11 protein-coding genes are annotated in these 12727 nt (G+C 35.9%); 3 read left to right on the top strand and 8 right to left on the bottom strand.

The window, feature by feature from the left end:
• Positions 1–29 precede the first annotated feature (29 nt).
• On the bottom strand, positions 30–902 hold the full coding sequence (locus BN3107_RS02825) for a LysR family transcriptional regulator (protein WP_058306129.1): 873 nt from the start codon (positions 900–902) through the stop codon (positions 30–32).
• A 171-nt stretch (positions 903–1073) separates the two neighbouring features.
• On the opposite strand from BN3107_RS02825, the gene glf reads away from it, so the two are divergent.
• Entirely contained in the window at positions 1074–2174 is a 1101-nt protein-coding gene (glf, locus tag BN3107_RS02830) for a UDP-galactopyranose mutase (protein ID WP_058306130.1), read from the top strand.
• A 237-nt stretch (positions 2175–2411) separates the two neighbouring features.
• Here the strand turns inward: glf and BN3107_RS02835 are convergent, their stop codons facing one another.
• The 3 genes from BN3107_RS02835 to BN3107_RS02845 form a co-directional block, all read right to left on the bottom strand.
• Positions 2412–4748 carry a polyprenyl synthetase family protein gene (locus BN3107_RS02835; RefSeq protein WP_058306131.1) on the bottom strand — a complete coding sequence of 779 codons (2337 nt, stop codon included), beginning with the start codon at positions 4746–4748 and terminating at the stop codon, positions 2412–2414.
• 283 nt (positions 4749–5031) lie between these two features.
• Positions 5032–6543: a glycoside hydrolase family 43 protein gene (locus BN3107_RS02840; protein WP_058306132.1), complete on the bottom strand. Its 1512-nt coding sequence runs from the start codon at positions 6541–6543 to the stop codon at positions 5032–5034.
• Positions 6544–6696: 153 nt separating this feature from the next.
• Complete coding sequence (locus tag BN3107_RS02845; RefSeq protein ID WP_058306133.1) at positions 6697–8154, bottom strand: protein adenylyltransferase SelO; 1458 nt, start codon at positions 8152–8154, stop codon at positions 6697–6699.
• Between the two features lie 217 nt (positions 8155–8371).
• Between BN3107_RS02845 and BN3107_RS20205 the strand changes: the two genes are divergently transcribed.
• The gene (locus BN3107_RS20205) at positions 8372–8494 is read left to right on the top strand and encodes a hypothetical protein (protein WP_262359930.1); all 123 of its coding nucleotides are present in this window, start codon (positions 8372–8374) and stop codon (positions 8492–8494) included.
• Between the two features lie 93 nt (positions 8495–8587).
• Here BN3107_RS20205 and BN3107_RS02850 read toward each other — a convergent pair whose 3' ends face one another.
• A complete protein-coding gene (locus BN3107_RS02850) occupies positions 8588–9697 on the bottom strand; it encodes a PQQ-dependent sugar dehydrogenase (protein WP_058306134.1) in 1110 nt (369 codons plus the stop codon).
• Between the two features lie 195 nt (positions 9698–9892).
• Between BN3107_RS02850 and BN3107_RS02855 the strand changes: the two genes are divergently transcribed.
• A complete protein-coding gene (locus tag BN3107_RS02855) occupies positions 9893–10243 on the top strand; it encodes an ASCH domain-containing protein (protein ID WP_058306135.1) in 351 nt (116 codons plus the stop codon).
• 48 nt (positions 10244–10291) lie between these two features.
• Here the strand turns inward: BN3107_RS02855 and BN3107_RS02860 are convergent, their stop codons facing one another.
• The 3 genes from BN3107_RS02860 to BN3107_RS02870 all read right to left on the bottom strand — a co-directional run bounded on the left by BN3107_RS02860 (position 10292) and on the right by BN3107_RS02870 (position 12624).
• Positions 10292–10753: a cupin domain-containing protein gene (locus BN3107_RS02860; RefSeq protein WP_082631219.1), complete on the bottom strand. Its 462-nt coding sequence runs from the start codon at positions 10751–10753 to the stop codon at positions 10292–10294.
• A gap of 126 nt (positions 10754–10879) precedes the next feature.
• Positions 10880–11410, bottom strand: coding sequence for a VanZ family protein (locus BN3107_RS02865; RefSeq protein ID WP_058306136.1), 531 nt, complete (start codon positions 11408–11410; stop codon positions 10880–10882).
• 278 nt (positions 11411–11688) lie between these two features.
• Positions 11689–12624 (bottom strand): NADP-dependent oxidoreductase, encoded by a 936-nt coding sequence (locus BN3107_RS02870; RefSeq protein ID WP_058306137.1) that lies wholly within the window; start codon positions 12622–12624, stop codon positions 11689–11691.
• Between the last annotated feature and the right edge of the window lie 103 nt (positions 12625–12727).

Here is a 12727-nt window from a genome sequence, read left to right on the forward strand (position 1 = left end):
TGACAATAAACAGACCCATGTCAAAACGACTATTTCAATTCTTTTATATATTTTTGGAATAAGGAAACGACTTTAGATTGTACCCCTCTTTTTCGATAAACAAGATAAACATGTTGTGGAATTTTATCTTTCAATCGGACTTTTGTTAAATGTTTATTATCAATTGATTCTTCTACAAAATCAATCGAAATACCTACGTATTCATTAATTTCACATAATCGATGTGCCGTTAGTATGCTGCCAAATTCATGGACTATATTGGGTGAGAAACCTTGTTCTAAACATTTTTCTATAAAAAGGTGTTCTTTACCATTACTAACTGCTTTTACGACTATCGGATCATCAGTTAGTTCTTCGACAGATACTTCTTCTCTTGCAGCAAGCGGGTGACTATTTGATACAATTAAAACAACTTCTCCCTCAGCAATTACTTCATATTCACAATTATCTATACCTTCAGGATCCATTACCAGGCCTACATCTACTTCGTCATCAAATAAATTAGCTAAAGGATATTCATCTGGATATTCCCTTAATTTTAATTGAATGTCGGGGTAAATTTCCGAAAACTGAAAAAGATAATCCACCGGTAATACAGCAGTTGTCGAATAGGTAACCAGCACATTTAAGATACCTTTACTACCACTAATAATACTTATTTCTTGTTTAATATCCTCAATTAGATAACGCAAGTGTTTAGCACGCGCATGTAACAACTCACCTGCTTCTGTCGCTTCAACACCTCGTGGCCCTCTATAAAATAATTCTGTTTCTAGCTCTAGTTCTAATTGCTTTATCGTCTTACTTACACCTTGAGGAGTTATATATAAATCTTTTGCTGCAGCAGTTACACTCTTTTTCTCATATACTTTTATAAAATATTCTAAAGCTTCGGTATTCATAGCAGTCCCTTTCATTCGTTGACAGTCTGTCTCAGTTCTCGTATTGCCAAATCCGACAGAATGTGAAAAAATAACATTGATATTAAAGTATAGCTTACCATAAATAATAGGATGCTTGTAAAGAATTTATATAATTATTACTCTACTAAACAACAAAAAGGGGATGTCATCGTGTACGACTATCTAATTGTAGGTGCCGGGTTGTTCGGATCAACTTTCGCGCACGAAGCACATAAACGTGATAAAAAATGTCTTGTAATCGACAAACGAGACCATATTGCGGGAAATGTATACACTGAAGAAATTGAGGGAATTCAGGTTCATAAGTATGGGGCACATATTTTCCATACCAACAGTAAAAAAATCTGGGATTATATCAATCAATTTGCTGAATTCAATCGGTATACGAATTCCCCTGTCGCTAATTATCGCGGGGAAATTTATAACTTACCTTTTAATATGAACACATTTAACAAACTATGGGGAGTCTCTACTCCTCAACAAGCAAAGGAAAAAATCGAAGAGCAGAAAAAAACTATTACAGGGTCTACTATCACTAACTTAGAGGAACAAGCGATTTCCATAGTAGGTACAGATATCTATGAGAAACTAATTAAAGGTTATACAGAAAAACAGTGGGGGCGACCAGCTAACGAACTTCCGGCATTCATTATTAAACGTCTACCAGTGCGTTTTACATATGATAACAATTATTTCAATGATCGCTATCAAGGCATACCCATTGGTGGTTATACGAAAATAATCGAAAAAATGCTTAATGGAATAGACGTTCAATTAAATACGGACTATTTTGATCATAAAGAAAAGCTCGATCGATTAGCAGATAAAGTCGTTTATACCGGTATGATTGATCAGTATTTCCAATATTGCTATGGAAGACTGGAGTATCGCAGTTTACATTTCGATACCAAAATATTAGATGATACAGATAATTTTCAAGGTAATGCTGTCGTAAACTACACGGATGATATTACACCTTTCACCCGAATTATTGAACACAAACACTTTGAGTTTGGTACACAAGAACATACAGTTATTACGGAAGAATATCCAAAAGAATGGACGGTTGATGACGAGCCTTATTACCCAATCAACAATTCTAAAAACACAGAGATGTATAAACAATATAAGGAACTTGCCGATATAGAAGAAAATGTCATTTTTGGTGGAAGATTAGCTACTTACAAGTATTACGATATGCATCAAGTAATAGGAGCTGCTCTAGCTACCATTGATAAAGAGTTTTCCTAAATAACAAAACCTCCATATTTAATCGAGACTTAACTCATTGGGCGACTGGCACATATCAAGTGAATAAAAATAAACTTAAGAAGGACAAATCGACATAACTTTAGTGTTCACCATAATACGTTAAAGTAGAATAACAAATTCTCATGATCACCCTCACAATAAAAATCGCACTGTCCTTCTTTTATACATACAAAAAATCACATTTGTTCCAACCGCCTGATTAAGTTTCGATTGGATTTACTTGGGTCTATTAATAATATATCCCATAAGTAATTCAAAGAATTCTGTGTTTCTATTCATATTGCTTAATGATTGATGTGCCTTCACATAGTGATTCCACATCTCTTTTTTAGCACCGTCTATTCCTAGCACGGTAACAAATGTTGCACTTTTATTTGTGACATCTATTCCAGCAGTTTTGCCTAAAACTTCAGTATCAGCTTCGATATCCAATAAGTCATCCTTAATTTGAAAAGCAATACCGGCATGATAGGAGAAGGTTTTAATAGCCTCCTTTTCTGCTGATGTGGCTTCTGCTAATATCGCTGGCATCATTAGGGAAGCTTCAAATCCTATCCCCGTTTTATAAAAGCATAACTCTGTTAACTCCTCTAATGTTAAAGCTTTTCCTTTAGCTTCTAAATCAATAATTTGACCTTTACACATTTCTTGAGTCATTTTCGTTGAATATTGGATTAATTCCAACACAGTGTTCGCATCGTATGACGCCAATCTCGTTTGTTCTTCAACGGCTTTCTGTGTCATAAATAAACCGGTAAGTTCTGCTACGGCACTATTATATACTTGATGAACGGTTTTGCGTCCTCGTCTTATGTTTGCATTATCCTGTGATGGTAAATCATCAAAAATCAAGGAAGCAGTATGCATATATTCAACCGCACGAATTAACGGAATAATACTCTTTTTATCAAGCTGATAACCATCGATCGCCATCATACAGGTCATGATCGGTCTCAGCCTTTTCCCGCCGCCCACTATACTATAATTTGCTGCATCAATTAGTGGATGTTTTAATTGAAAGTCTTCTTCCTTTTCAACCTCTAACAACTCATTAATTTCTAAACGCAACGTTTCCAATATCTCATGAAACTTTTCCTTCTTTTTCTCATTGTCTTTCAACGTTTGAATCATTTGGTCACGAAGTAATTTATCGAAAAAAGCTACATTGTTTACTTTTGCCACAGACTTTTGTAATAACTTTTCAAATGATGTAACACCTAATGAAAAAGTGGCCATTAATTCCTGATAGCGACCCACTCCCACTCGTTGTTTTAATCGTTTTAGCCCATTTATAGCTCTATCTAACAGGATTTGTCGCACATTTGGATCACCATGATAAACGTTATTTATAAGATAGCTGACGACTGTCCAATACAATGCGAACGGATTAATTAAGTCAGGGCGATTCTTTTTATGCTTCAGATAATACGTATATGGTGTCACACTATTAGCTTTTAAATCTTGATCAAGATCTGCCAAGTCATCTGCTAGCTGATTATAAATACCATAATAAAACATCCGCTGATCGATTGAATCGTCATCATCTAATTTTTGAAAAGAACGTACAATCATTCTTGAAGAAGATGACTTTAGAATCACCGGAATATATAGTTCTTCGTTGGTATAACTTGTGTCTGCTAAGTCCTTATTACGATCTATTTCCTGAGCATGAAAGAATAAATAGGCATTCTGATAAAAGCGATCAACATTTTCCTTACTTTGACTTTCTTTTAAAAAGGTGTATGCCTCCGCTAATTCGTGATAAATCCGTTTAATCTCCTCTTCATGCTCACCGTGCCAATCATTCAATGATACAATTTCACCTTTTTTTAATGTCGCTTCAATTAAGTTTGAAAATTGTTCTTTTTCATACGCCGTTAAAAAGTTTGCATCTAACAGATCATCAATAAATGGATAAGTTAAACCATAGCAGTAACCAATCCGAACTGCTTTGTCTAGTCGTCTGCTACGTTCTTGACGCGAGAGGTCCTCTGGCAATGACTCGATTTCATGCATCAACACTCCTGCAATAATCTTGATTAACTTCCGTTGTGCATGCACTTTGTTTAATTCTGTTGGAATAAGTGAGGATACAACTTTCAATTTCTCGATTAACCAGAAAAAAGTTGACTCTAATCCGTCTTTTTGGGCGATTTGATAAAGAGTAATCAAGCTAAATAATTCTTGTTGCGTATTCTCACCAAGATATACTTGAACATCCTTAGTGATAGTCTTTATTCGAGTTTTCACTTCTGGTTTGGTCACATCTCTCCCTAAATCGCGCATATAAATATACGTAATACTTCGCTCCAAATAACGATTTAACTTACCCTTCTCGTTTAATTTCTTCAAAAAATAGGAATAATGCTCTTCAATGACACTTTCTATATGAAAAAATCGACTCTCTTTATTCTTCTGCTTTCGATAACGCTTCAGATCTTTCACAAGTACCTTTGCGAAACTTTTTTCTTTTAACTGTTGTGTGAGTACTTGGAAATAAGCGTTGGCCATATGTTCTGCATCTTGATATTGTTTTATATTTTGATCGACCATTTCAGTCCATTCCTCTTCATATCTTTTTCTCTATCACTGTGTAAACGTCCGTCATATCCTCAATGAAAATGTTCAAGCGTTAGCAAAGAGCATAAGTGGAGGATAAACGGACACTAACATCCTGATAAGTTTTACTAACAATCAGTGAAAGTTTAAAACTCCCATTAATTGAAGTCTCACTTTATTATAACATCCTATGATAAAAAAATTACTTTAGAAACATAACCAGTGAATCGATCATTGTCTTTTTCAATTTACAAAAGAAGATTTTACATTACTATGATCAATCTTCTTTTGTATACTCGAAATAGTCAAAATCAACAAAACCACCTTTTTCTTGTGTAGCATAATTAAATAACCCTATTCGATAACCCATGAAATGATCTAGAGTATATTTCATTTGTAACGTTTCACCGATTTGCACCCAATCGTTACCATCTGCAGAATAATAGAATTGAGCCTGATCGACACTATCTTCAAAATCGAAGTTGATCTTTAGATAAACATGCTGTTCTGGACAAGCTTGTTCTTCTACTATTTGTTCTTGTCCCTCTCCGTTATTCGTCGTCATTCTCACATAACGATCTCCATTTTCTTTTTGGCTAATACCGACCGTACCAAAGTTACTTTGTAAAGCGATTAATCCTGCATAATCACCATTTTTCATATTATTAAGATCTACAGATACCGTTCCACTACATTTAGGTCCTTCTGTTCTTTGTGTTAACGTATTTGGTGCATGTAAGACATTATTGGTTACATGACCTGTTTTTAACCTAAGAAAACCAGATCGTTCTGTAACAGACCACAACTTATGATTTGGATTGTGATTCCATTGCCAATGTAATGCTAATCGTTCACTTTCATATTCAAAATCATCACTTATCACTAGAGGTTTACTATCATCTTCCGGTAAATTAATTTCAAAGTGTTTTGGTGCCTCACCATTGACACCGATCATCGGCCAACCCTCTTGCCATTCCACCGGTAATACATATGGAATACGTCCAACTGCATCATGATCCTGGAATAACATGGCATACCATTTATGATCAGGCGTATCAAAAATAGCACCTTGTGCGATACCTTTGTTTTGGTATCCCATATCATCATCTAAAACAACTTTACGTTCATAGTCACCTAAAAGATCTGTGGAACGGTAACACACTTGCCTACGTCGCGCATTACCATCTGTTGGCCATTCAATAAATAGCAAATAGTACACTCCATCTATTTTATAGGCATGGCAGCCTTCACAACGAAGGCCTATATTATCTCTTGGCGTTTCTAATAAAATTTGATCGATTCCATCCTTTTTCACATCGGAAAGGTCTGCATGAAGCTCGGTAATTCGAATATCTCCGCAACCATAGATCACAAATACCCTTCCCTCATCAAAAAGTAAAGCAGGATCATGGTAAATACCATCAATAACCGTGCGAGTCCATGATCCTTTTTCGATATCCTTTGTTTGATAAATATAAAACTGTTTCATGTCATTGCTGGAAAAGCACAGATAAAAAGTATCATTATGGTATCGCAAACTTGTTGCCCATTGACCTTGGCCATATATACCTTTACCACCTACTAATTGGTGGGCAGGATTTTCTTCTAATATGTCATATACATAAGAGACAGTTTCCCAATCTCTTAAATTTACGGATTTCATAATCGGGCAACCTGGCATCGAATGCATACTGGTACTCACCATATAAAAAATATTTTCTACTCTAATGACATCTACATCTGGCACATCTGACCAGAAAATTGGATTTGTTAGCGTGATATTACTCATTATTTTTGCTCCTTCCATAACTAAGAACATCTGATTTGAATACCCTTACATTATTCCAAAATAATTAGAGGATGGCAAACAATATTGACTTTCTAACACCGATGGATTAAACAGAAAATGAGCATCAATTAGTTGTTGATGCTCATACTTATCTTATGTTCCACAAAAAGTCTGATAGTTTTCATCACTATCTGGCGGTACCTTGCTATAGGCTTCCTGATCGAGTGTATATGCATATGGGTTAGATAGTACAGATAATAACTGATCCATTACATGATAATTACCTTCACTAACTGCTGCTTCGATTGCTTCCTCGACTCGATGATTTCTCGGAATAATGGAAGGGTTGTGCTCTCGCATTAATTGTTGTACTTGCTCTTTCGACTCCGTTTGTTCTTTTAATCTGTCTTGCCACTGTTGATACCATTTTGTAAATGCTTTTGATTGGAAAAGTCGTACTTCCTCATCAAATTGATCCAACGTTAACGACCTAAACGTATTGGTGAAATCTGCTTTATGCTGTTCCATTAGATCTAATAGTCGCCTTATTAATACTTCATCATCCGCTTGTTGATTAAAGATACCTAGTTTTGTGCACATACCATTTAAATAGTTCTGGTCGTATAAGGTTACATATTGCTCAATTACTTCTTTGGCTAAAGGTAATGCTTTCTGTTCATCCTCGTTAATCAAGATCAGGATTGCTTCAGCAAAACGCGCTAAGTTCCAGCCGCCTATATCAGGCTGATTACCATATGCATAGCGACCTCGGATATCAATCGAACTAAAAACGGTACTTTTATCATACGTATTCAAAAAAGCACATGGACCATAATCAATTGTCTCACCACTAATCGTCATATTATCGGTATTCATCACGCCATGAATAAATCCGACTAATTGCCATTTCGCAATCAAATCTGCTTGTCGTTTGCTCACTTCTTTTAACAAGGATAAATATTTATTGTCATCTTCTTTTACATCTGGGAAATGGCGATCAATTGCGTAATCGGCTAATGCTTGTAAATCCTCTTTTGTGCCCCACTGCCTTGCATATTGAAAGGTACCGACACGTAAATGACTTGCTGCCACTCTCGTAACAACCGCTCCAGGGAAATCGACTTCACGCTGAACAGATTCTCCTGTAGTAGCAACCGCTAAACTGCGATTAGTCGGTATTTTTAAACTATGCATTGCCTCACTCATGATATACTCTCGTAACATCGGACCTAAAGCTGCACGCCCGTCCCCACCTCGTGAATACGGAGTTTTCCCAGATCCCTTTAATTGGATATCAACACGCTTCTTTGCTGGTGTTATTTGCTCACCTAATAATACTGCCCTACCGTCACCCAGCATAGTGAAATTAGCAAATTGGTGACCTGCATATGCTTGTGCAATAGGAATACTTCCGTTTGGGAGTTGATTGCCCGCAAAAATTTCTGGATTCTGCCTTAATTCTTCTATATTTAAGCCAATTTCCTTTGCTAATGACTCGTTTAACTTAATTATAATTGGTGCTTTAACTGCTGTCGGACTCACTCGAGAATAAAAAAAGCCTGGCAATCGTTGATAACTGTTATCTAAATTCCATCCAATAGTTTTTGTCATACAGTCTCCTTTCGACCCGTAATACTTTTTTAGTATGGTCAATAAAAAATACTAGCATGTCCTTTATTCATATTATAACAGAAGACGATAGATAGTATCCTCTCACTAAATACAGCGAATTAAATAATTTCCACTAATCACTTAGGATAGTTGACTCTTTCAGTTCGAATGGGTTGTACATAAACTAGTAGTAGCTACAAATGAGGGAGGAATTAAAGTGTCAAATAACACAAAACCAATGACAGGCGATTTGGCGAAGAAGTTGTTAAATGATAAAAATGTATATTTAACAGAAGAAGGAAAGCGTCTATTAAAAAATATGTCGTCTAAACATAAATAGTTTAACTACTGTAGTGTTGATGATAATTCTTATGAAATGCAATGTAAGTTCCAACTCTACATTTTCAATATAGGTTGGAACTTATTTCACAGATTAATCTAACTCTGACATTCCGATTCTATATAACTTATCATCGTTCACTTCTGCTGATCCTCTTCCGTCCGTATTATTACTAATGAAATAAAGGTAATTATCTTCAGTCCAAACGTCGCGAATTCTACCTAATCCCGTTACAACTTCTTTATGTTGATTGGTTTCTAAATCAAACTCTAAAACGGCTGTCCCCCTCAACGCTGCGACATATAACTTTTCGTCTGAATAAGCCATGCCAGACGGTGCCCAAGTCGTGTCATCTCCAGAAGTAAAAAGCGGCGACACCAAACCTTCTCGTTCTTGATTACCTTCAATGATCGGCCAACCATAATTTTCTCCAGCTCCGATATTATTGATTTCGTCATTTGCACTATTTCCGTGTTCACTAGCATAAATTTCACCTGATGAAGACCATGCAATCCCTTGTGGATTTCGATGTCCATAACTATATACATAAGAATCAGATTCAGGATTATCTTCCGGAATAGATCCGTCTAATTCCATTCTAAGAATTTTACCTCCCAGAGAATTAAGATCCTGAGCAATTTCTGCATTAGAGGCATCACCTGTTGTCACATATAATTTATCATCAGGTCCTATTTCCAATCTTCCGCCATGATGATAGGTGCCACTAGGTATCTCATCAATGAGCACTTCTTCCTCTTGCCAACCTTCATCGGACAACCTTAGTGTGACTACTCTGTTAAATTGACCCGATTCGTCTGTATATGTGTAATATCCGTAAGCTAAGTTCGATTCAGAGAAATCAGGAGTTAGAACAAATCCTAATAAGCCTGCTTCAGCTGCATCGGATTGGTCCTTTTCCAAGGAAATAGTTTGTCTTTCCATTTCTTCATTTTCAATTTTTACAATTCCGCCTGGTCTCTCCGTTATATAAAAGGCATTTTGATGTTTGGTAATCGACCAGGGTACATCTAAATTTTCTGCCAATACGGTCAACTCTGTTTCTGTACGTTCCTCATTTGCTGATTGATTATTCTCTACACCTGTCTGATCTTGTTTTTCCTCTTGAAATTCTTGATTTTGATTTGACGAACAAGCACCGATAATGAAAAGCACTAATAAAATAGCGACTGACATCTTTTTCATATATTCACCTCTGATAATATGACTACTTATAATCCTTTTTATCCTAATTACTATAAAAGTAAACTACTAATATTTATGTTCAGCTTTTCTTGGAAAGTTACAAAAATCCACTTAGTTTTGCTATTTAAGATTATAATGCTTGTTGATTGCCATCAAAAAAAGGTAAAATGGAAAGAGAAAGGTAAGGTGTATCATATGAATAATGAACAATTAAATGCAGCATTACCTCCAAAAACGTGTACGATTGATCGGTTGATCACAGTTCCAGCTGATGTAAATAAAGCATTGGAGGGGAAAAAAACTGCAACTAGACGTAATGGACGTTATGCTGATATCGGAGAAATAATGATATTAGAAAATCAGAAATTCAGAATAGATGATGTCTATCAACAAACGCTTGGTGAGTTGACAGATGAAGATGCGCAAAGGGAAGGATTTCCAAACCTTGAGGACTATAAACAATCAATTTTAGCAATGCATCCAGGAATGCCTTGGGCAGCTAAAATGAAAGTATGGGTCCACGAATTCAGCAAAATCGATAGCTAATCAATACAAAAGGGAAACTCATACCAGAATAATGAGTTTCCCTTTTTGTTAATATGAATGATGATTTTCATCTGCCATCGCCATTGCTTTTGTTGGATGAACTGTGCCAAATGGGTGTTCTGGCGGTGCATAGATCGAGTAAAGTTTCAGTGGTTCACGGCCAGTATTGATAATATTATGCCATTTGCAGGCAGGGACCATTACTGCAAAATCGTCGCAAACAAATTGTTGATAATCTAAATGGTCACTTCTGTCCCCCATTAGTACCAGACCTTGACCTTGTTCAACTCGTAAAAATTGATCTGTATGTGGATGCGATTCTAAACCAATATCTTCGCCTACACCGATACACATTAAAGTTACTTGTAAATGGTCTCCGGTCCATATTGCTGTACGAAATGTATTATTTCGTTTCGTTGCTTGGTCTATATTTATTACAAAGGGCTGCTTCCCAAAGTCATGGACATGTTGCCCCGTGGCACTGTTTTGGTAGTTCCCTTGCTGAGGCATTGTTGGATACCATTGATGATAAGGATTGTAATGCAATTTAACTTCTCCTTTCTTTCTTGCTATATTTCTATAGTATGCATTTGCCTAATCAGTTGTAAGTATTCTAAGAAAGAATAGGCGAAAGGATTACATTTGAAGTTTTGAATTTACAAAAAGCACTACTCTTGAAAATAGATAACCAATTACTCCTCCCACAACATTTAGAATAATGTCATCCACATCGAATTGGCCGATTCGCAATGTAATTTGTGTTACCTCTACCAAAACAGTCAAAACTGTTACAGTTACTACTAGTTTAGAGAACTTACGATATGTCTCAAACAATAATGGCAGAAGTAATCCTAAGGGAAGAATGACTAAAATATTTCCGATTATATTATTAAAGATGACGACCAAAGGAAAATAATCACTCCCTGTCAAATAATGATAAGTATTGCTAAATGGAATTAGATTAGCATTATCCCAAAAAGACTCTACAAGAGATGCGTCATCAGAAACAGTAGTGTGATATCGATTACCTTCTATCCCATTGAAATAGTCATTGATTCTAACGATAATTCTTTCAAAGATTAACAGAAAAGAACTAAGCAAAAGAAAGCTGATAAAAATTAACCATAATACGATTCGATATATCTTATGTTTTAATTGTTGAGACAAAATGAAACACCTTTCTGTCTGGTTTTCTATTATTTTACCATATTTTAGTTTTGGTTATGCGACATAACTATTGTGATAATTATGAGATGTTATATGTGCTTTACAATCGCTCCGGCTTGTCCGAGCGATTACCACCCACATATATCCTTTCAAAATTACCACTAGAGTTATGTCGCATTGTCCTGCTTATACGCACAAAAATCCAAACGATGCAAAATGGTCGTTTGGATTTTTCTAATTATATAATTCTTTTGTCCCTAACTCTTATCAACTAATCATCAATCAATATTAATCACAATTTTCCCTTTAGTATGATGACTTTCACTTAGCGCATGGGCTTGCTTAACACCTGATTCAGATAGCGGGAATCGATGCCCAATTGTAACACTTAATTTGTTTTGTTCTAATAAGTCGGCCAATTCTTTCAAGCGATCACCTCTTGGCACTAACCAAATAAAGTCTGATTTGATATTTTTTTGCTTGGCCATTTCTTGATCGGGCTGACCAGCAATCGAAGCAATCGCGCCACCTTCTCGTACAACATTGAAACTTTTTTCAAGAATATCTCCACCGAGAGCATCTAATACGAAGTCATAGTCTTTTAACTCATCTTCAAAATCCTGTTTTGTATAATCAATCACCTCATCAGCACCAAGCGAAAGTAAAAAGTCGATGTTTTTTGTACTTGCGGTGGTAGAGACATATGCCCCTTTATGTTTGGCAAGTTGAATAGCAAACGTACCAACACCGCCTGCACCTGCGTGAATTAAGACTTTATCATCCTTTTTAACATTACCGAAATCAAAAAGACATTGATAAGCTGTCAACGCTGTTAATGGTACGGCAGCTGCTTCTTCAAAACTGGTATTAGCAGGTATTGGTGCTAATAAATTATCATCTACCAAGGTATACTCTGCATATGTTCCTCGATTGGTTGTATCAGGCCTTGCAAATACACGGTCACCAACCTTGAAATCTTTTACACCTTCTCCAACTTCATCTATAATCCCTGCTGCATCCCAGCCTAAAACAATAGGAAACTCAAATGGAAGCATTTCTTGTAAGTAGCCTTCGCGCAACTTCCAATCAATTGGATTGATTGAAGTGGCATGAAGTTTTACTACTACTTGATTTTCCCCAGGTGTTGGCTTATCTAACTCCTGCATTTTCAGTTGTTCTTTTCCACCATATTGTTCAATTACAATTGCCTTCATTTATTTATCACCCTTTGAGTAAAATTTAACACTTATAAAAAATTAATTATTTTCTACAAATAAATTTCGAACTGTCCATAGCATACCCCGATTTTTGACAGAA

The organism is Gracilibacillus massiliensis (assembly GCF_001458115.1).
Taxonomy (GTDB): domain Bacteria; phylum Bacillota; class Bacilli; order Bacillales; family Amphibacillaceae; genus Gracilibacillus; species Gracilibacillus massiliensis.